Origin of the sequence: Stenotrophomonas sp. (genome assembly GCF_032061965.1) — a bacterium.
GTDB lineage: Bacteria > Pseudomonadota > Gammaproteobacteria > Xanthomonadales > Xanthomonadaceae > Stenotrophomonas.
Map to the genome: position 1 here is coordinate 15,460 of NZ_DAMBEF010000006.1, position 20,883 is coordinate 36,342.

Genomic DNA, 20,883 nt, shown 5'->3' on the forward strand with positions numbered 1-20,883 from the left:
TACCGGGATCTGAAAATATTTCGTGCGTCATCCGGCTTTGCGTATCGACGCGAGCTCGGCTTTGGATGTGGTCGTGACAACTCCCGTGCGCGCTTCGTTGCCGACGGTGTCCCGCCACCGCCGTAGCCCGGGTAAGCGCAGCGCACCCGGGAATCGAGTGACGGAAGGTGTTGTCGATGGCGGGCAAAAGCCCCGGGTGCGCTGCGCTTACCCGGGCTACCGGGATCTGAAAATATTTCGTGCGTCATCCGGCTTTGCGTATCGACGCGAGCCCGGCTTTGGATGGGGTCGTGACAACTCCCGTGCGCGCTTCGTTGCCGACGATGTCCCCGGCACTGCCGTAGCCCGGGTAAGCGCAGCGCACCCGGGACTCGGGTAACCGTTGGTGATGTCGGTTGCGGACAAAAGCCCCCGGGTGCGCTGCGCTTCCCCGGGCTACGGTGGCGCGGTTTGATCCAGCCCTTGGTAGGGGGCGGGGCTGTTCGGCGTCTACCGGATCTGGAGGGAAGTACAAAAAAAGAGCGGCCCGAAGGCCGCTCTTTCATTTCGTCACGTTGCGAAAAGGCAGCTTGACGATCAGACGTTCGACTTCTTGTCGGTGTCGTCATTGGCTTCGGCTTCAGCCTCTACTGCAGCCTCGGCTGCTGCGATCGGGGCGACAGGCGCTGCCTGCTGCGCGATCTGCGGCTGTGCTGCAGCTGCATCGGCCGATGCGGTTTCAACCGGCGCTTCTTCGGTCCGCTGCGCGAACAGCTGGCCGTTCTGCGGGGCTGCCGGTGCCACCGGCGGATTTGCAACTTCCGGCGCAGTGACGACGACCGGGGCCTCGACAGCAGTCACTGGCGTGGCTTCAGCGGGAGCCGGGGTTGCCGGTGCTTCGACGACCGGCGGCGCTACTGCGGCCGGCGCTTCCACCACAGGCACTTCCGCGACGACGGGGGGTTCGCTCACGGCGGCGGGTGCCGGCGTGTCGACGGCCTGGGCCGGCAGATCCGCTTTCTCGCGCTGGGTGACCACCGGCGTGGTGATCTCAACGGAAGGTGCGGTGACGGTGCTCGGGGCGGCTTCAATCGCCGGAGCCGGAGCCGGAGCGACAGCTTCGACTGCGACTGCGGCAGCAACTACCGGAGCAACGGCAGCAGGCTTGGCTTCCGGCTTGGGCTCGATGGCAGCAGCTGCGGGTGCAACTGCGGCATCGTCATCAAAGTCGAATTCCGGCTGGCTGCTGGCCTTCGGTGCCGCTGCCTGGGTGGCCTCGGCATCGCCTTCGTTCTCGGCATCATCGTTGCCGTCGATGCTGTCTTCGTCATTGGCGCCCAACTCGGTACCTGTTGCACCTTCGCCATTGCCACGACGACGACGACGACCACCACGACGACCGCGACGGCGGCGGCTGCCGCCTTCACCTGCTGCTTCGTCGGTTGCGGCAGCGGTTTCGTCGGTGCTGCCGGTTACGGCGACGGCGAGGTCTTCGGTGCTGTCGGTCGGGGCAGCCTGCAGCGGCGTTTCAAGCACGGGCTTGTCCTGCACCGGAGCCGGGGCGGTAGCCGGGGTCGAGATGACCTCGTTGGCGACGACGACTGCTGCGGTTACCGGTGCGGCGGCAGTGGCGACTGCGGCGGGATTGCGCACGGCCTCCGCTGGCTGCTGCTGACGCGCCTGCTTTTCGGGCGCTTGCTGCTGCGACTTGTCGGCGTCCTGCTGCGGCTTGGGCTGCTTGGGCTGTTTCGGCTGCTTGGGCTGCTGCTCATTGCGCGGCTTGCCCTGCTGGGCCTGCTCGTTGCGCTGCTTGGGCTGCTGCTGGGCGTTGTTCTGGCCCTGCGCCTGCTGCGGCTTTTCGTTGCCCTGGCGGCGCTCATCACGACGGTCCTCGCGTCGTTCATCACGGCGCTGGTCGTCACGGCGGTTGCCGTTGGCATTGTTGCCGTTGCGCTGCTGGGCATTGTTGCCGGCCCCGCCATTGCGGCCGTCACGGCGCTGGTTGTTGCGATCACCGCGGTTGTTGCGGCCACCGTCCTGGCGCTGCGGCTGGGCCGGCTGCGCGGGCGCGCTGGCTTCGCCACCGAACACACGCTTGAGCCAACCCATGACGCCGCCACCGGCGGCCGGCGCTGCCGGTGCAGCTACCGGGGCAGGTGCCGGGGCGGCTTCGACCACCTCGCGGACCGGTGCCGGCTGGCTGTGCTTGACTTGGGTGACGGCCGGTGCCGGCGGGATGTTCAGCTGTGCCTTGGTCAGTGCGTGCACCGGCAGCTTGCGCGGGGTGCCACGCTGGTAGCTCGGCTTGTTGGACTCTTCACCCAGCTCGTTGTCGCGCAGGCGCGTGACTTCGTAATGCGGGGTATGCAGCTGCTCGTCGGCGACGATGACGATCGGTGCGTCGTGGCGACGCTCGATCTCGCGCAGGGCGCCGCGCTTTTCGTTGAGCAGGAAGTTGGCGATCTCGACCGGGGCCTGTACCAGCACCTGCCCGGTGTTCTCCTTCATCGCGTGCTCTTCAGCAACGCGGATGATGGACAGCGACAGCGACTCGACGCTGCGCATGCGGCCTTGGCCATCGCAACGCGGGCACACGATCTGGCTGGATTCACCCAGGCTCGGACGCAGGCGCTGACGGCTCATTTCCATCAGGCCAAAGCGCGAGATGCGGCCAAGCTGGACGCGGGCGCGGTCGTACTTCAGGGCGTTCTGCAGGCGGTTCTCGACTTCGCGCTGGTGCTTGTTCGAGGACATGTCGATGAAGTCGATCACCACCAGGCCGCCCAGGTCGCGCAGGCGCAGCTGGCGGGCCACTTCTTCGGCGGCCTCCAGGTTGGTCTGGAACGCGGTGTCTTCGATGTCGCTGCCCTTGGTGGAGCGGGCAGAGTTGACGTCGACGGCGGTCAGGGCTTCAGTCTGGTCAACCACGATCGAGCCGCCAGAGGGCAGGCGCACATTGCGCTCGTAGATCGCTTCGATCTGCGATTCGATCTGGAAGCGGTTGAACAGCGGGATGTCGTCCTTGTAATGCTTGAGCTTGCGCAGGGTCTGCGGCATCACCTGCTGCATGAAGTCGCGGGCGGTCTCGTACAGTTCTTCGGTGTCGACCAGGATCTCGCCGACATCGGCACGCAGGTAGTCACGCAGGGCGCGCACGATCAGGCGCGATTCCTGATAGATCAGGAACGGGGCAGGCTTGGTTAGCGCGGCTTCGGCGATCGAGCGCCATACCTGCAACAGGTAGTCCAGATCCCACTGCAGCTCTTCGGCATCACGGCCAACGCCGGCGGTGCGGATGATCACGCCCATGTCGTCGGGGATGTTGAGCTTGTCCAGCGCTTCTTTGAGCGCGGCGCGGTCTTCACCCTCGATGCGACGGGAAACGCCGCCGGCAGAAGGGGAGTTGGGCATCAGCACCATGTAGCGGCCGGCCAGGGAGATGAAGGTGGTCAGGGCGGCGCCCTTGTTGCCACGTTCTTCCTTGTCGACCTGGACGACGATCTCCTGGCCTTCGCGCAGGAGCTCCTTGATGCTGGCCTTGTGGTGGTCCACGCCAGCCTGGAAGTAATCGCGGGAGATTTCCTTCAGCGGCAGGAAGCCGTGGCGGTCCCCACCGTATTCGACAAAGGCGGCCTCGAGCGACGGCTCCAGGCGGGTGATGCGCCCCTTGTAGATGTTGGACTTCTTCTGTTCCTTGGACGGCTGCTCGATATCGATGTCGTACAGGTTCTGCCCGTCGACGATGGCCACGCGCAGTTCTTCAGCCTGCGTGGCATTGATCAGCATTCGCTTCATTGTGCGTTCCTCGCGCGCTGCTACCGCGCGGAACGCCATGGGGTTTCGCCTCTGGTCACGGGTGGCTACCCATTCGCGCACGCGCGGGCAGGGCAGCTTGGGCTTCCAGCGCTACGACACCACGGCAGGCCGCGGGAGCGCTTCTTTCTTGTTTTAGGTGTTTCAGGGCCGGCGGCCGCCCCGACCGGGGCCGGAGGCGTCGCACGGGACATTGGTTTCGTCCAGCACGGATGCTTTTGACATCCGGCGATGGCCGGGAACGCCGACGAGCCGCTAACATGGCCGCCCCGGGGGCGGTGGCCGCGTACTGTGCCGGATCCGTCGGGAGCGGGGCTTCTGGCCCTGACCAACTTCCAACGAAATCAAACCCTTATCTCGCCCCCCGAGTGTAGCAGAATAAATAGGCTGATGACTGACTCCGATAACCGCCAACAATCGCCTTCGGGCAAAACCAGTGTGCGCATGATCAAGGTTCCCGAAGACAGGGCCGGACAGCGCTTGGACAACTTCCTGCTCGGCCAGCTCAAGGGTGCGCCGCGCAGCCTTGTCTACAAGCTGGTACGCAGTGGCCAGGTGCGGGTCAATGGCGGGCGCGCCAAGGCCGAGCGCAAGCTGGAGGCCGGGGACGAGGTGCGGGTGCCGCCGGTCAATCTCATCGAGGCAGGAGAAAAGGCGCCGCCACCGACCAGCTTCCTTGAACGAATGGAGCAGGCCATCGTCTTTGAAGACGCCAAGTTGCTGGTGATCAACAAGCCGACCGGGGTTGCCAGTCATGGTGGTAGCGGCATCAGCCACGGCGCCATCGAGACCATGCGGGCGCTGCGCCCGAACCTGAACCTGGAACTGGTGCACCGCCTGGATCGGGATACCTCTGGGCTGCTGATCATGGCCAAGAAGCGTTCGGCCCTGGTGGAGCTGCAGGCGCTGCTGCGTGAAGACCACGGTGGCATCCAGAAGCGCTACCTGACCTTGCTGGCCGGGCGCATGCCTGATGGCGTGATGAGCGTGGACGCGCCCTTGCATGTAGGTCTGCGCCAGGGTGGCGAGCGCCATGTGCAGGTGAATGCGATCGGCAAGCCGTCGCTGAGTCATTTCAAGGTGCTGGAGCGTCGCGGTGGCCAGTCCTACTGTGAAGTCCGGATCGAAACCGGCCGCACCCACCAGATCCGCGTGCATGCCCAGCATATCGGCCATCCGGTGGCGGGTGACGACAAGTACGGCGATCCTGCGGTCAACAAGCGCTTTCGTGAGCAGATCGGGCTGAAGCGCCTGTTCCTGCATGCGGCCTCGCTGGAGTTCGCGCTGGATGGGGGCAAGACACCTTATCTATTGAACGCACCGTTGGCGCCCGAGCTGGTCGAGGCGATGGATAGGCTTTGAGGCTGGGATCGGCAGTGAAGCGGGGATTGGGGATTGGGGATTCGGGATTCGGGATTGGCAAAGGCCCACTACCTCATGTCCTAACAGCGCCCAGTTGCCGCTTTTAAAAATCCCAGTCGCTGATAGGGGATTCGGGATTTGAGATTGGCAAAGGCCCGCACCTCATGTCCTGTCAGCGGCCAGTTGCCGCTTTTACGAATCCCCAATCGCGGATAGGGGATTCGGGATTCGGGATTCGGGATTTGAGATTGGCAAAGGCCAGTACCTCATATCCTGTCAGTGGCCAGTTGCCGCTTTTTCGAATCCCCAATCCCCAATCCCCAATCCCCAATCCCCAATTCACTACCACTTGAACAGCACCAGACTGACGGCGATGGTCGCCATGCCGATGACCAGACCGTAGACGGTTTCGTGGCCCTTGGCGTAGCGCTTTGCTGCGGGCAGCAGTTCATCCAGGGCCAGAAACACCATGATGCCGGCAATCAGGCCGAACACCGCGCCAAAGGTGGCGTGCGACAGGGAGCCGGCCAGGGCGAAGTAGCCAATGGCCGCACCTATCGGCTCGGCCAGGCCGGACAGCAGGCTGGCGCCGAAGGCGTAGGACTTGCGTCCGGTGGCGAAGTACACCGGCACCGCGATGGCGATCCCTTCGGGGATGTTGTGGATGGCGATGGCAAACGCCAGTGGCAGCCCGACCGATGGGCTTTCCAGCGTGGCGAAGAAGGTGGCCAGGCCTTCCGGGAAGTTGTGGGCGGTGATCGCCACGGCGCTGAGCAGGCCTACCCGGCGGATGTTGCTGCGGTTCTTTTCCTTGAACGCCGGGTCCTGCTTGTCCAGGGTTTCGTGCGGGTTGGGGACGAAGTGGTCGATCATCACCACCAGCAGCACGCCGCCCAGGAACCACAAGGTGCCATAGGTGAAGCCAAGACGGTCGCCGTAGGCCATGGCGAAGGAGGCGACCGACTTGTTCAGGATCTCTGACAACGACACGTACACCATCGCGCCGCCGGCAAAGGCCAGGCCAAAGGCCAGCAGACGCGGATTGGGGCGCTTGGAGAACAGCACCATCAGGCTACCGATGGCCGTTGCCAGGCCGGCAGCGAAGGTCAGCCCGAATGCTATCCAGAGGTTGTCGGGGGGCAGCGGATGCATCAGCTGTGATCAGCCGCCGCGGCGGACGCGTTCTTCAATGGCGAAGCACTCGGTGGGCTTGGGGTCGGGGGGATTGAAGCTGACCGGCACCTGGATGGTGGTCGGCACCGGCTGGCCGTTGCGGGTGGCGGCGTTGAACTTCCATTCGCGCACGCGCTTCGCGGCCGAGTCATCCAGCTGGCTGTTGCCGCTGCTGCTGACCAGCGTCACGTCGGTCGGGCTGCCCTGCGGCCCAACCACGACTTTCAGCACGCTGGTGCCGCCCACGCCGGTGCAGGCCAGTTCCGCCGGATAGTCCGGTGGCGGGGTCTGTACGGCGGCCACTTCGGTCGGTGCAATGACCGGCGCATCCGGTTGGCTGGAGCCGCCACAGGCACTGAGTACGCTGGCGGTAATCAAGGAACTCAACAGCAGCTGCAGTTTCATCTCATTGCTCCGTTAGTGCCGATGCCTTGGCGGCACAGATGAAGTCGTTCTCGCTCAAGCCGCCCACATCGTGGGTGGAAAAGCGTACGACGGCACGGTCGTAGTGCACGCCCAGGTCGGGGTGGTGGTCTTCACGATGGGCGATCCAGGCCAGCGCGTTCACGAACGCCATGGTGCCGTGGTAGTTGTCAAAGCGGAATGTACGGACCAATGCCTGGCCGTTTTCCGCCAGTTCCCAGCCCTGGACCTGCGGCAGCAGCTCCGCCAGCCGGGCTTGGCCAAGGCGTTGCTCGCTGCCTTTGCGGGGAATGCAGTGGGCCTGTACCAGGGGGATCAGGTCGGGAGCCATCGGGAACCTCCATGAAGCAAGTGACTGAACGATGCCGTGCGTGGAATCAGTGTCCCATCAGCGGCAACCGAGACACGGCTAGAATACCCGCATGATCCAGATCTCAGATACCGCCCAGAACTATTTCCGCAAGCTGATCGAGCGCGAGGCCGTGCCCGGCATGGGCGTTCGCCTGACCGCCGTGGAGCCCGGGACCCCGCGCGCCGACGCCCGCCTGGAGTTTGCCGAGCCTACCGATCTGCTCGGCGACGAGTGGGCGGTCGATTGCGATGGTTTCACCCTTTATGTGGCTGCTACCAGCGTGGCCTGGCTGGACGGTGCCGAAATCGATTTCGTCACCCAGACCGCAGGTGCCCAGCAGCTGACCATCAAGGCTCCGAAGATCAAGGGCGAAGCCCCGGGCGAGGCGGCGTCCATCGTCGAGCGCGTGCATTGGGTGATCGAGAACGAGATCAACCCGCAGCTGGCCTCGCACGGCGGTCGCGTGGCGGTGCAGGAAGTGTCGGCCGATGGCGTGGTGCTGCTGCGCTTCGGTGGTGGCTGCCATGGTTGCGGGATGGCGGACGTGACCTTGAAACAGGGGATCGAAAAGACCTTGATGGGCCGTGTGCCGGGCATCACCGCCGTGCGCGATGCCACCGACCACGAGAGTGGTCAGGCGCCCTATATCCCGCGCGACAGCGCGGGCTGAGTCGAGCACTGCATGGCGGTGACATCGGTTGCCGAACTGATCAACCTGCTGGCTGCACGGCGGCAGGTGAGCATCCTGCACGACCGTCGCACCGGCATGCCCTATAGCTGGAGCAACTGGTTGCGCACGCGCGCCTCCAAGGCACTGTCTGCGTTCGCAACCACCGACGTGGTGCAGGTAATGGCAGCGCGAGCGCCTGCGCCGACACCAGGCGTTCCGGCCCCGGTGCCGTTGTGGCGGATCATCGTGGCGATGTTCTGGCATGGCGGCGAACCACCGCCGCGCGATCAACGCGGTACGCGCTGGTTTGCCGGCTTTATCAGCGCCGGCCTGCATCTGCTGTTTGCGTTGTTGCTGCTGTGGGTGGCGATGGTGCGTAGCAACGTGCCCGAGGACACCGGCGAGCAGGGCGAGCGTGTTCAAGTGGAATACATCGGGCGCGGTACGCCTGATCAACAGGGCGGGGGCGCACCCGCAAGCACTGAGCAGGCTGCAGCACAAACCGGCGCGGCCGCGAGCGGAGAGACTGCCGCCACCGATGCGCCGACCGCCGAGCCGGCCCCGGCTCCCGATGCTGCCGCGCAGGCAATGGCGAGCGTAGCGGCATCGATGGCTGACGCCGAGGCTGATTCCATGCCGGTGGACGCCGCAAAGCCGGCGCCAGCGCCGCCGGAAACTTCGGAGCAGCCGTTGCAGGTGACGGAGACGCCATTGCCTACCCGCGATTTCGTGCTGCCGCCGCCACAGGTCGCCGAAGTGGTCACGCGCCAGCAGGTACCGCAGGTGCGCGAGCGCAGTATCGAAACCGTGACCGAGCAGCCTGTGGTTGCCCGGCCGGTGCTGAAGTCCAACGTCGAGTTGCGGCAGCCGGCCATGCCTGAAGTGCAGGTCCGTGAGCGGCAGATCGAGGTTGCGCCACAGCAGGCGGTAGTCATGACTCCGACACGCACTGCGTCGCGCGAGGTGCAGGTGCGCAGTCCCGATATCGGGGTTCGCGAACGCGAGGTGCAAGTGGCACCGCGTCAGTCGGTGGCCATGGCGCAAGTGCGCCCAGGCGAGGCCCAGGTTCGCGCAGTGAAAGCGCCCGACGTGACGGTGCGCGAGCGGCAACTGCCCGGCGTGGCTGAAGCGCCGGCTGCAAGCAATGCGACACCTGCTGCCAGCGCCCCGAGTGGCAGCAGCGGACAATCCAACGCCCAAACGACAGCTGCGGCCGCCACCCAGGGCAGTAGCGCAGCTGCGCGGCCAAGTTCACAGTCCGGTACCAGCGCCGGTGCCGGCCCCAGGCCGCAGGATAGAAGTGGCGGCTGGGATGCGCCGGCGCGCGGCGATGACTGGGGTGCCTCGGCAAGGCAGACGCCCGGCAAGCAGGGCGGTCGGGCCGACCAGGGCAAAGGCTTGTTCAATGCCGACGGCAGTGTGCGCATGGCCGGCGATGCCGGGCAGTCCTCGGCGGCGCCGGCGCGCGGTGCGCCGGGTGGGGATACGGATACATGGAGCAGGGAGCGCATTGCCGAGTCCGGTACCTGGCTCAAGCGCCCCCCGTATGAGTTCACGCCGACCTCGTTCGACAAGTACTGGGTGCCAAACGAATCGCTGCTGGCCGAGTGGGTACGCAAGGGCGTCAAGGACATCAAGATCCCGATCCCGGGCACCAACACCAGCATCTCCTGTGTGGTGTCGATGCTGCAGTTCGGCGGTGGTTGCAGCCTGAGCAATCCCAATATGCAGGAACAGCCGGCCGAAGCACGGCCGCCGCCGGATATTCCCTTCAAGAAAGAGCTGCAGGAAGACAACGGCAGCCGTTGATCGCTGCTTGCTGGCACAGGGCTGGGCCAGCGTTGTCAGGAGCCCATGATGAAGAAGCTGAATCCTGCATCCGGCTGCTGCACGGTGTTGGGTAGCACCTCAACGATTTCCTCGAAGAAAATCCGTGCGTCCTCGCTGCGCAGTTCTTCCGGAATATTGAAGATGTCGTCGTTGCGCAGTTGCTCAAGCACCGCCGCGCTGGCTTCATCGGCATTCGTTGCCTCGATGAATCGCGTTGCGTAGAAGCCAACGGGGTCTTCTTCCCCGATCAATCGACCGGGAAAGTTCTCGCCGCAGATGCGGCATCTGAACAACGGCATGTTTCTGTTCTCCGCAGAGGCTCTGAGCTGTAGCGCGTACGGCGAAGCCTGCTGATGCGGGCGGGTGTGGCCGGCAACTGGTGCCGGCTCTGCTGGCTGTTCTGACGCCCCGCCTCACGGCAACAGGGCGTCAGTCATTCAGTCGACGCCGTGCAGATCGCGCAGCTGGCTAGGGCGGCTGCCGAAGTAGGCGGCCAGGTCGGAGATGTCCTGATCGCTCAGGTCCTTTGCCTGCGGCGTCATCAGCATGTGGTCGCGGGTACCGCCGCGATAGGCCTGCAGCGCATGGGCGAGGTAATCGCCGTATTGCCCGCCAAGCTTGGGATAGGTCGGATCGATCGGGTTGTTGCCGTCGGCGCCGTGGCAGTCGATGCAGCTCTGGCCGGTGGCCTTGCCCTTGGCAGCGGCCAGGTGCTCGCCGGCAGCAATGCGGCCCGCGGGCAGGCCTGCAGAAGAGCTGGCCCCATGTTCACCGCTGGCGTGGCCGGGATCGGCAGCCGATTTGCCGCTGGACTCCACCTCCGACTGGGTGCAGGCGGCCAGCCCCATGGCAGCGAACAGGGCGATGGACAAACGCAATGCGTGCGTGGCTTTCGTCATGATCGGTGCTTATTTGAGGGTGGACAGATAGGCGGAGAGGTCAGCGATGTCCTGCTGGCTGAAACTCATCGATTGCGCCTGCATCGTTGGATGCTTGCGCTTGCCCTCGCGGTATTCGGTCAGCGCCTGGGTCAGGTATTGGGCCGACTGCCCGCCGATCTTCGGTACCCGGTAGCTGGGGTAGGCGTTCTTGTAGCCGGTGATGCCGTGGCAGCCCTGGCAGGTATAGGCCAGGGTCCGGCCGGTGGCGGCATTGCCGCTGCTGGCCGCGGCCGGGGTGGCGGCGGGGGCAGGGGCGGGGGCAACGGCGGGTGTTGCAGACTGCGGATCAGCTTGGGCGGCCCCGAAGGTCAGGGCAAAAGCCAGAGCGAAACAAGCGGCGAGCGGCTGCGGGCGCATGGTTTCCTTATCCGGTGAGCGGGTCTGGGGTTCCGCCGTGGGATACGGAACGGCCCGAGTATAGCCCGCGTATTTACCGGTTCGAAACAGGCCGTCGATGCTGCATTGCGGTAGTCCACGCGAGGTCAGGGTCAACCATGACTTTCGGCGCATGGTGTAGGCGTGGGGTGGTGCAATACTTTGCTACAACACCTGCCTACGCATCCCCAGGGACAAGACGATGTCGCGACTATTCACTCTGCACGCCCGCACCGGAAGCTGCGCTGCTGCACTCCTGATCACCACATCGCTGTTGCTGGGAGGCTGCAAGGCCGGCGGCGAGGAAGCCAAGGCCAAGACGCCGGAGGAGCAGAAGGCCAGCGATGCGGTACCGGTGGAAGTGGCCAAGGCCGAGCGCCGTGCCATCGCCGCCAGCTATGCCGGTACCGCTGCGTTGGAGCCGCGCGCTGAGTCGCAGGTGGTCGCCAAGACGTCCGGCGTGGCGTTGGCGGTGCTGGTTGAAGAAGGACAGCTCGTGCACGCCGGGCAGGCACTGGTGCGGCTGGATCCGGACCGCGCACGCCTGAGCGTTGCGCAGAGCGAGGCGCAGATGCGCAAGCTGGAGAACAGCTACCACCGTGCCGAGAAGCTGGTGCAGCAGCAACTGGTCAGCGCCGCCGACGTCGACCAGCTGCGCTACGACCTGGAAAACGCACGTGCGATGTATCGCATGGCAACGCTGGAACTGTCGTACACCACGGTGGTAGCGCCGATTTCCGGTGTGGTCGCATCGCGCGATATCAAGCCGGGCAACTTCGTGCAGATCAATTCGCCGATCATCCGCATCGTCGACAGCAGCCAGCTGGAGGCCACGCTCAATGTGCCCGAGCGCGAGATCGCCAAGCTCAAGCCGGGCCAGGCAGTGACGCTGCAGGTGGATGCATTGCCGGGCAAGCCGTTCACCGGCACCGTTGATCGTGTTGCGCCGGTGGTCGACAACGGTACCGGCACCTTCCGTGTGGTCACCACTTTCTCTGGTGAAGACGCACTGCAGGCCGGCATGTTTGGTCGCCTGAGCATCAACTACGACCAGCGCGCCGATGCCTTGGTGGTGCCGCGTACGGCACTGCTGGAAGACGGCGGCAAGCCGGCGGTCTTTGTGGTGCGTGATGGCAAGGCCGTGCGTACCGAGCTGGCGCTGGGTTACGACGATGCCGGCTTCATCGAAGTCCGCAACGGCCTGCAGCAGGGCGACGAGGTTGTCATCGCCGGCAAGGCGGCGCTGCGCGAAGGCAGTGCGGTGCAGGTGATCGGCAAGGAGAAGGCCGTCGCGGCAGCAGCCAAGGCGCCGGCCGCAGCGGCACAGGCGAGCAAGCAATGAGTGCGCCCGGCGCCTCGAGTTCCGGTGGTGGCTTCGACCTGATCGAGTTCGCCACGCGCCGGCGCGTCACCATCGCGATGATGACGCTGACCCTGGTGTTGTTCGGCCTGATCTCGCTGTCCAGCCTGAAGGTCGAACTGCTGCCGGACCTGAGCTATCCCACCTTGACCGTGCGTACCGATTACGAAGGTGCGGCGCCGGCCGAGGTGGAAACCCTGATTTCGCAGCCGGCCGAAGAAGCGCTCGGCATCGTCAAGGGCCTGCGCAAGCTCAAGTCGATCTCGCGTACCGGCCAAAGCGACGTGGTGCTGGAGTTCGCCTGGGGCACGGACATGCAGCAGGCCGGCCTGGACGTGCGCGACAAGATGGAAACCCTGCAGTTGCCGCTGGAGGCCAAGCCGCCGGTGCTGCTGCGCTTCAATCCGTCGACGCAGCCGATCATGCGCCTGGCGCTGTCGTCCAAGCAGGACGCCGGCAACGACGCCGATGCCGTACGGCGCCTGATGGAACTGCGCCGTTACGCCGATGAAGACCTCAAGCGCAAGCTGGAGCCGGTCAGCGGCGTGGCTGCGGTCAAGGTGGGTGGCGGCCTGGAAGATGAGATCCAGGTTGATATCGACCAGCGCAAGCTGGCCGCGCTGGGCCTGTCGCTGGATACGGTGATCCAGCGCCTGCAGCAGGAAAACGTGAACCTGTCGGGCGGTCGCCTGGAAGAAGGTTCGCAGCGTTACCTGGTGCGTACGGTCAACCAGTTCGCCACCGTCGAGCAGATGCGCGAAATGCTGCTGACCACGGCCAGCGGTTCCAGTTCCAGCAGTTCGACCGGCGAGAACCGCCAGCTGATGTCGGCCATCCTCGGCAGTAGCGATCCGAACGTGATCGCGGCGCTGCGTAGCGACGGCAGCAGCAGCGCGCCAAGCGTGCGCCTGAAGGACGTGGCCGAGGTGCGCCAGGGCTACAAGGAGCGCGAGGCGGTGATCCGCAGCGCCGGCCATGAGGCCGTGGAGCTGGCGGTCTACAAGGAGGGCGATGCCAATACCGTATCCACCGCCGATGCGTTGGAAGCGCGGCTGGAGCAGATCCGCAAGGAAATGCCCAAGGACATCGAGATGACGATGGTGGAGGACCAGTCGGTCTTCATCCGCCACGCCATCAAGGACGTCAAGGTCGATGCGGTGATCGGCGGCCTGCTGTCGGTGCTGATCATCTTCCTGTTCCTGCGTGATGGCTGGAGCACCTTCGTCATCTCGCTGTCGCTGCCGATCTCGATCATCGCCACGTTCTTCTTCATGGGCCAGCTGGGCCTGAGCTTGAACGTGATGTCGCTGGGCGGTCTGGCGCTGGCCACCGGCCTGGTGGTGGATGACTCCATCGTGGTGCTGGAATCCATCGCCAAGGCGCGTGAGCGCGGCATGGGCATATTGGAAGCGGCGATCAAGGGCACCCGCGAGGTGTTCATGGCCGTGGTTGCCTCCACCCTGACGACCATCGCGGTGTTCCTGCCGCTGGTGTTCGTTGAAGGCATTGCCGGCCAGTTGTTCCGCGACCAGGCGCTGACCGTGTCGATCGCCATCGCGGTGTCGCTGGTGGTGTCGATGACGCTGATCCCGATGCTGAGCGCCTTGAAGGGGCGCCCGCCGCTGGAATTCCCGGCCGAGGACCCGCGCCAGCCGTGGCGTCCGGAAAGCCGTTGGAAGAAGCCGGCGGCCTACGCGGGTCGTGGCATCGGTGCGATGTTCCGGTACGGCTTCTATGCCGCAGCCTGGAGTGTGGTGCGGATCTTCCGCGGTATCTCGGCGGTGGTGGGGCCGCTGATGCGCAAGGCCAGCGATCTGGCGATGGCGCCGTATGGCCGTGCAGAAGCGGGCTACCTGCGCATGCTGCCGGCCGCGTTGAAGCGTCCGTGGCCGGTGTTGGGCTTTGCCACCTTGGCATTCGGCCTGACCCTGGCAGCCCTGCCGCTGCTCGGTGTGGACCTATTGCCGCAGCTGGCCCAGGACCGCTTTGAAATGACCGCCAAACTGCCCCCGGGCACGCCGCTGGCGCAGACCGATGCGCTGGTGCGTGAAGTGCAGCGCAAGCATGCAAACGAAGAAGGCGTGCGCCTGCTGTACGGCGTATCCGGCACCGGCACCCGCCTGGACGCCAGCCCGACCGAGAGCGGCGAGAACATCGGCAAGCTGTCGGTGGTGATGAACGACACCAAGCGCGAGCCGGAGCTGACAGAGAAGCTGCGCGAGACCATGAAGGCCTGGCCGTCGGCACAGGTGGACTTTGCCCGCCCGGAACTGTTCGCCTTGTCGCCGCCGCTGGAAATTGAAATCGAGGGCAACAACCTCGACGACATCCGCATCGCCGGCAATCGCCTGGCCGGCATGCTGCGGCAGAGCCCGCACTACGCCGACGTGAAGTCGACGGTGGAGCAGGGCTTCCCGGAAATCCAGGTCGTGTTCGACCAGGACCGCGCTGCAGCGCTGGGCTTGACCACGCGGCAGATCGCCGATGCGGTGGTCAACAAGGTCAAGGGCAATGTGGCCACGCGTTACAGCTTCCGTGATCGCAAGATCGACGTGCTGGTGCGCGTGCAGGAGTCGGAGCGTTCGTCGGTGGATGACATCCGCCGCCTGATCGTCAACCCGACCGGTGCCAAGGCCATCGAGCTGGGCTCGGTCGCCGACGTGGTCGCCACTACCGGCCCGAGCGAGATCCATCGCGCCGACCAGCGCCGCGTCGCCATCGTCTCGGCCAACCTGCGCGATATCGACTTGGGCGCAGCGATGGCCGAAGTGCAGGACATGGTTGCCAAGAACCCATTGGGCACTGATGTCGGCATGCATATCGGTGGTCAGGGCCAGGAGCTCGGCGAGTCGATCCGTTCGCTGCTGTTCGCGTTCGGCTTGGCGGTGTTCCTGGTCTACCTGGTGATGGCCTCGCAGTTCGAATCGCTGCTGCATCCCTTTGTCATCCTGTTCACCATTCCGCTGGCCCTGGTCGGCGCAGTTGCTGCCTTGCTGCTGGCGCGTTCGCCTGTGTCGGTAGTGGTGTTCATCGGTTTGATCCTATTGGTTGGCCTGGTGGTGAAGAACGCCATCATCCTGATCGACAAGGTCAACCAGCTGCGGGAAGAGGGCGTGCCCAAGCGACAGGCGTTGGTGGAAGGCGCACGCTCGCGCCTGCGCCCGATCATGATGACCACGCTGTGTGCCGTGTTCGGCTTCCTGCCGCTGGCGTTGGCCTTCGGCGAAGGTGCTGAAGTGCGCTCGCCGATGGCGATCACCGTGATCGGTGGCCTGCTGGTGTCGACCATGCTCACCTTGCTGGTCATTCCGGTGGTCTACGACCTGCTGGACCGCAAGCCGGACGAGTACTACGCCGAGCGCGGCCGCCGCGCACGCCAGGCCATGGCCCAGGCTGAGCAGGTGCTGGCGCATGAGCAGGACGCCATCGGCGGCATCAAGGACTGATACGGATGAATATCACCGAGCTGTCCATCCGCCGTCCGGTCACCACCATCATGCTGTTCGTGTCGATGGTGGTGATCGGCCTGATTGCCTCGTTCAAGCTGCCGCTGGAGTCCGAGCCAGAAGCCTCGATTCCGTTCTTCTTCGTGTCCCTGCCTTACCCCGGTTCAACTCCGGAAGAAGTGGAGCGCAACCTGCTGCGGCCGGTGGAAGAGGCCATCGCCACGATGCCCGGCATCAAGACGATGAACTCGCGTGCCAATGCCGAAGGCGGCCAGATCCAGGTCGAGTTCAGCGATTGGAACCGCGACATCGCGATGGCTGCATCGGAAGCGCGCGAGCGCATCGATGCGGTGCGCGATGAGCTGCCGGACGACTTCCGTCGCTATTACGTGCAGCGCTGGAGCACCAGCGACCAGGAAGCGATCAGCCTGCGCTTGAACAGCCAGGAAGACCTGACCGCCCGCGCGGACATGATCGAGCGCACCATCAAGCAGCGTCTTGAACGCCTGCCCGGTGTGGCGCGCGTGGAAGTGGAGGGTGTCGCCAAGCAGGAAGTGTTGATTGCCCTGGACAAGGACCGCATCAGCGCGCACGGGGTGGCGCTCAACGAGCTGGTGCAGAAGCTGCAGGCGGCGAATTTCGCGGTGTCGGCAGGGCAGATCACCGAGGACGGCCGCCGCCTGCGCGTGCAGCCCAAGGGTGAGCTGCTGGAAGTGCAGGAGCTGCGTGACCTGCCGGTCAACAACCGTGGTACACGCCTGTCCGACATTGCCGAGGTCAGCCTGCAGCCGCAACGCATGAGCTATGTGCGGCGGATGGAGGGCAAGCCCAGCGTGGGCGTGGACATCTACAAGGAGCGCTCGGCGAACCTGGTGGACCTGTCGCGCGCTGTCGGCAAGGAAGTGGAGCGGTTGGGTGAGGACCCAGCGCTGCGCGGTGTCGATATCGAAATTGCCTGGGACTCGGGCAAGGCGGTCACCAGCTCGCTGCTGGCCCTGGCCGAAGCCGGCGCCATCGGCCTGCTGTTGTCGGTGATCGTGCTGTATGCCTTCCTGCGGCATTGGCCGTCGACGCTGATGGTGTCGATGGCGATCCCGATCTGTTTCATCATGACGCTGGGCTTCATGTACTTCACCGGTATCAGCCTGAACATCATCTCGATGATGGGCCTGCTGTTGGCGGTCGGCATGCTGGTGGACAACGCCGTGGTGGTAGTGGAGAGCATCTACCAGGAGCGTGAGAAGTATCCCGGGCAACCGGAGATGGCGTCCATCGTCGGTACCCGCCATGTGGCCATCGCGCTGTCGGCCGGTACGCTGTGCCACTGCGTGGTGTTCCTGCCGATGATGTTTGGCGAGAAGAACATCATCACCATCTACCTGACCCAGTTGGCGCTGACCATTTCGTTCTCGCTGCTGGCCTCGTGGCTGGTGGCGGTGAGCCTGATCCCGATGCTGTCGGCGCGGATGAAGACCCCGCCGGCGTTGAAGTCGCCCTTGATCAGTCGCCTGCAGGAGCGTTACGCGCGCATCCTGCGCTGGACCCTTCAGCATCGCGGTTGGAGCGTGGCCGGCATCGTGCTGGTGTCCGTGCTCAGCCTGTGGCCGATGACCCATACCACCGGCGGTGGTGATGACAATGATCCGGATGAGATAAATATCTTCTACCAATGGAAGGGGTCGTATTCCAAGGAAGAGATGGGCAAGGAGGTGCAGCGCGTGGAGGATTTCGTCAACGCCCACCGCGACGACTTCAAGATCAAGCGCGTGTACAGCCGCTTTGCCGAGCAGGGCTGGGCGCAGACCCGGCTGTACTTGAGCATCGACGATCGCGAGCAGAGCAAGAAGATCGAAGAGGAAGTGCGCAAGGGCTTGCCGCAGTCGGCGCGCGCCAAGATCGGTATCGGTTGGCCCGGCGGCATGGGCAGCGACGGGCAGGGCCTGCGCTTCAGCCTGGTGGGGGATTCCAGCCAGACGTTGCGCGAGTTGGCCGATGACATCGTGCCCATCCTGTCGCGCGATCCCAAGCTGCGCGATGTTCGCGTGGACATTGGTGATGCCAATGCCGAGCTTGCCGTGCGGGTGAACCGTGAGCGTGCGGCGTCCTATGGGTTCAGCGCGCAGCAGGTAGCGCAGTTCGTGGGCATGGCGCTACGTGGTTCATCGCTGCGCGACTTCCACCGAGATGACGTGGAGATTCCGGTCAACGTGCGCTTCTCAGGCTCGGAGAACTACGGCATCGAGGATCTGTCGTCCTTCATGGTGCGTAGTGCCAGTGGCAAGGAGGTCCCGCTGTTGGCGATGGTCGACGTCAACGTCAATCCGGCGGCGAACTCGATCCAGCGCCTGAACCGCCAGACCATGCTGCGTATCGAGGCCGGCCTGGCCAAGGACGTACCGATGGACCAGGCGCGCAAGTCGGTGGAAGAAACGCTGGACCGGGTGCAGTTCCCGCCGGGCTACGGATACACCTTCAATGGCGCTGGCTTCAATATCAACTTCGACGGTATGGATCAGATGAAGAATGCGATTCTGATCGCGTTGATTCTGATGATCGTGATCATGGCGGCCGTGTTCGAGTCGTTGTTGTTCCCGGCGGCGATCATGTCCTGCGTGTTGTTCTCGATCTATGGCGTGTACTGGTTGTTCTGGCTGACCGGCACCGAGATGAACATCATGGCGGTGATTGGCATCCTGGTGCTGATGGGCGTGGTGGTGAACAACGGCATCGTGATGATCGAGCACATCAACAATCTGCGACGGCGCGGGGTGTCGCGCACGGAGGCGTTGATCGAGGGCAGTCGCGAACGGTTGCGCCCGATCATGATGACGATGGGCACGGCGATCCTGGCGATGGTGCCGATTGCCTTGAACACGACCACGGCCGATGGCATGCCGCCGTACTACCCGATGGCGCGCGCGATTGCGGGCGGCTTGGCGTTCTCGACGGTGGTCAGCCTGCTGTTCCTGCCGACCATCTACGCGCTGCTGGATGATCTGCGCACCGGTACGGCGCGGTTGACGCGGCGCGCACGCGGCTTGCCGCCGGTGGAGCAGGGGGCTGTTGCGGAGGGCTGATTGCTAGGTTGATGCGGCTGCGATTGAGGCAGCAACTGCAAAAGCAAAAGCAAAAGCTCCCCTCACCCCTACCCCTCTCCCGCATGCGGGAGAGGGGACAGCCGAAGCAAAGGCCGATGCAAAAGCCGAAGCAAAAGCGTAGTCAACAGCCCGAGCAAAAGCTCTGGGTCCTTTTGCCGCCGTAAGCCGAGGTGCCGCAGCAGACGCAGAAGCGAGAGAGCTAATCCCCTCTCCCGCCTGCGGGAGAGGGGTAGGGGTGAGGGCAGCCCTTCAGCTTTTGAAGCTTTCGATGCTCTACAGCTTCAAAAGCCCCAAACCGTCACCCAGCCAACTTCCCATAAACGCTGAAACCGGTCAGCCACAGCCCCAGCATGCTGCCCAGGTTGGTCAGCATGAAGGTCAGCACGATGCGCGTGACCCGGTTGCGATACCAGCCCTTGGCGCTTTGCGCATCATCACGCAGTTGCAGGAAATCCTGATAGGTCGGCTTGCGCAGGCGGGTCTCCACCAAGGCCGCAAATGCGCCGGTAGGAATGCTCAAGCGGAAAGGCTTGAACGGCGCGACAACAATCGCGGTCAGGATGCTCAGCGGATGGCTGGCAGCCAACAAGGCGCCCAAGCCCGCCAGGCCACCGGTATACATCGCCCAGGTCAGCAGCATGTCGGCGCCCATGCCCATCCCGCCCTTCCAGAAGCCAAAACCAATGCCGCCCAGCACGATGGCCAGAATGCCCAACGTGATCCAGGGGATGTTGCGCTTCTTCGGCACCGCTTCCAGCTGCTCGCGCAGCGGACCCGGAGCTTCGCTATCGGTTTCCAGATAGCGGGCAAGGCCGGCCAGATGGCCGGCGCCAACCACGGCCAGCACATTGCGCTGCTCGCTGTTGTGTTCTTCGCGCAGGCGGGTGGCCATGTAGCGGTCGCGCTCGCCGATGATGGCCTGGTACAGCGCGGGGCTTTCATTGGCGAACTCGCCGAAGCTCGATTCCAGCATGTCGCCTTGCTTCAGCTTCTCGATCTCGTCCTCGCCGACATCCTCGGAGGAGAACAGCCCGGCACCCAGGCCCATCACCAGCTTGATCTTGCCGAAGAAGCCCAGGCTCTGCGAGGCGCGGCGGAAGGTCAGGCCGACGTCGCGGTCAATCAGGTGCACCGGCAGGTCGCTGGCCTTGGCCAGTTCCACCGCACGCTTGAGTTCGGCACCGGGTTCGATGCCCAACTGCTCGGCCAGGCGCCGCTGATACGCGGCCAATGCCAGGTTCGCGGCAAACAGTGCCACGCGTCCTTTGCGGATCACCTCAACCAGATCCAGCTGCGCCAAGGCGTTGGGGTTGGTCAGTGCCTGCAGGCGCTGTGGGTCCAGCTCCACTGCAACGGCATCGTACTGGCCGCTGGCGATGGCTTGTTCCACCGCCTGCACGCTGGCAGCGGAGACGTGGGCGGTGCCCAGCAGGGTGTAGCGCACGCCGTCGCGTTCAACCACGCGCACAGGCTGGCCAGCCAGCAGTTCACCGGCGGATTCAACAGAGGAGTCAGTCATTGCTTCATTCATTGGAAGGGGCGCTGTCGGCACCGTCGCCGAGTGCGCGTTGCATCTGCACCGTGTCCAGCCAGCGCCCGTGCTTGCGGCCAAGGCCGCGGAAGATGCCGATCAGCTCGAAGCCGAAGCGTTCGTGCAGCTTGATCGATGCGGTATTGGTGGGTTCGCCGATCACCGCGATCATCTGCCGATAGCCGCGTGCGGTGCATTCGTCGATCAGGGCCTGCATCAAGGCGCGGCCAACCCCTTGGCCCTGGAAGCGAGCATCCACGTAGACCGAGTTCTCAACGGTCCACTGGTAGGCGATGCGCGCACGGTAGCTGTTGGCGTAGGCATAGCCAGCGACCTCGCCGTCAATGGTGGCGACGAGGTAGGGAAAGCCGCGCGTGCTGATGTCCTGCATGCGCTGCGCCATTTCCGCTTCGCTGGGCACCTCGTACTCGTAGGTGTTGACCAGCTCGCGGACTTCCACCGCATAGATCGCGGTGATGGCCGGGATGTCGGCCGGTGTTGCGGGGCGCAGTTGCAGGCTCATCGCAGGT

General features: G+C 64.6%; 15 protein-coding genes. 6 read left to right on the forward strand and 9 right to left on the reverse strand.

What is annotated here, in order from left to right; all coding sequences use genetic code 11:
- Window positions 1-576 precede the first annotated feature (576 nt).
- On the reverse strand, window positions 577-3,774 hold the full coding sequence (locus tag RT460_RS04555) for an Rne/Rng family ribonuclease (protein WP_313317427.1): 3,198 nt from the start codon (window positions 3,772-3,774) through the stop codon (window positions 577-579).
- Window positions 3,775-4,182: 408 nt separating this feature from the next.
- Here RT460_RS04555 and RT460_RS04560 point away from each other — a divergent pair, with 408 nt between their 5' ends.
- Window positions 4,183-5,154 (forward strand): RluA family pseudouridine synthase, encoded by a 972-nt coding sequence (locus RT460_RS04560; RefSeq protein ID WP_313317428.1) that lies wholly within the window; start codon window positions 4,183-4,185, stop codon window positions 5,152-5,154.
- Between the two features lie 342 nt (window positions 5,155-5,496).
- Here RT460_RS04560 and zupT read toward each other — a convergent pair whose 3' ends face one another.
- From zupT to RT460_RS04575, 3 genes are read right to left on the reverse strand one after another with little or no spacing between them, the layout of a single operon-like run.
- Window positions 5,497-6,306: a zinc transporter ZupT gene (gene zupT, locus RT460_RS04565; RefSeq protein ID WP_313317429.1), complete on the reverse strand. Its 810-nt coding sequence runs from the start codon at window positions 6,304-6,306 to the stop codon at window positions 5,497-5,499.
- A 9-nt stretch (window positions 6,307-6,315) separates the two neighbouring features.
- The gene (locus RT460_RS04570; RefSeq protein WP_313317430.1) at window positions 6,316-6,732 is read right to left on the reverse strand and encodes an energy transducer TonB; all 417 of its coding nucleotides are present in this window, start codon (window positions 6,730-6,732) and stop codon (window positions 6,316-6,318) included.
- Between the two features lies 1 nt (window position 6,733).
- Window positions 6,734-7,081 carry a 4a-hydroxytetrahydrobiopterin dehydratase gene (locus tag RT460_RS04575; RefSeq protein WP_313317431.1) on the reverse strand — a complete coding sequence of 116 codons (348 nt, stop codon included), beginning with the start codon at window positions 7,079-7,081 and terminating at the stop codon, window positions 6,734-6,736.
- Between the two features lie 91 nt (window positions 7,082-7,172).
- On the opposite strand from RT460_RS04575, the gene RT460_RS04580 reads away from it, so the two are divergent.
- Together RT460_RS04580 and RT460_RS04585 are read left to right on the forward strand one after the other, a co-directional pair.
- Window positions 7,173-7,772, forward strand: a complete 600-nt coding sequence (locus tag RT460_RS04580; RefSeq protein ID WP_313317433.1) for an NfuA family Fe-S biogenesis protein — start codon at window positions 7,173-7,175, stop codon at window positions 7,770-7,772.
- A 12-nt stretch (window positions 7,773-7,784) separates the two neighbouring features.
- Window positions 7,785-9,581, forward strand: a complete 1,797-nt coding sequence (locus RT460_RS04585) for a hypothetical protein (RefSeq protein ID WP_313317436.1) — start codon at window positions 7,785-7,787, stop codon at window positions 9,579-9,581.
- Between the two features lie 35 nt (window positions 9,582-9,616).
- Here the strand turns inward: RT460_RS04585 and RT460_RS04590 are convergent, their stop codons facing one another.
- The 3 genes from RT460_RS04590 to RT460_RS04600 all read right to left on the reverse strand — a co-directional run bounded on the left by RT460_RS04590 (window position 9,617) and on the right by RT460_RS04600 (window position 10,900).
- A complete protein-coding gene (locus RT460_RS04590; protein WP_313317437.1) occupies window positions 9,617-9,901 on the reverse strand; it encodes a hypothetical protein in 285 nt (94 codons plus the stop codon).
- Between the two features lie 138 nt (window positions 9,902-10,039).
- Window positions 10,040-10,501, reverse strand: a complete 462-nt coding sequence (locus tag RT460_RS04595; protein WP_313317439.1) for a cytochrome c — start codon at window positions 10,499-10,501, stop codon at window positions 10,040-10,042.
- A 9-nt stretch (window positions 10,502-10,510) separates the two neighbouring features.
- Window positions 10,511-10,900, reverse strand: coding sequence for a c-type cytochrome (locus RT460_RS04600; RefSeq protein WP_313317571.1), 390 nt, complete (start codon window positions 10,898-10,900; stop codon window positions 10,511-10,513).
- Window positions 10,901-11,120: 220 nt separating this feature from the next.
- On the opposite strand from RT460_RS04600, the gene RT460_RS04605 reads away from it, so the two are divergent.
- Genes RT460_RS04605 through RT460_RS04615 form a run of 3 tightly spaced genes read left to right on the forward strand, consistent with a single transcriptional unit; the run spans window position 11,121 to window position 18,801 of the window.
- Window positions 11,121-12,260: an efflux RND transporter periplasmic adaptor subunit gene (locus tag RT460_RS04605; RefSeq protein WP_313317441.1), complete on the forward strand. Its 1,140-nt coding sequence runs from the start codon at window positions 11,121-11,123 to the stop codon at window positions 12,258-12,260.
- Window positions 12,257-15,724, forward strand: a complete 3,468-nt coding sequence (locus RT460_RS04610; protein ID WP_313317444.1) for an efflux RND transporter permease subunit — start codon at window positions 12,257-12,259, stop codon at window positions 15,722-15,724. The genes RT460_RS04605 and RT460_RS04610 overlap by 4 nt, the downstream gene beginning before the upstream one ends.
- Before the next feature lie 5 nt (window positions 15,725-15,729).
- Window positions 15,730-18,801, forward strand: coding sequence for an efflux RND transporter permease subunit (locus tag RT460_RS04615; protein ID WP_313317446.1), 3,072 nt, complete (start codon window positions 15,730-15,732; stop codon window positions 18,799-18,801).
- 319 nt (window positions 18,802-19,120) lie between these two features.
- On the opposite strand, the gene RT460_RS04620 is transcribed toward RT460_RS04615, so the two are convergent.
- The gene (locus RT460_RS04620) at window positions 19,121-20,341 is read right to left on the reverse strand and encodes a TraB/GumN family protein (RefSeq protein ID WP_313317448.1); all 1,221 of its coding nucleotides are present in this window, start codon (window positions 20,339-20,341) and stop codon (window positions 19,121-19,123) included.
- Window positions 20,342-20,345: 4 nt separating this feature from the next.
- Window positions 20,346-20,876 (reverse strand): N-acetyltransferase family protein, encoded by a 531-nt coding sequence (locus tag RT460_RS04625; RefSeq protein ID WP_313317450.1) that lies wholly within the window; start codon window positions 20,874-20,876, stop codon window positions 20,346-20,348.
- Window positions 20,877-20,883: the final 7 nt, after the last annotated feature.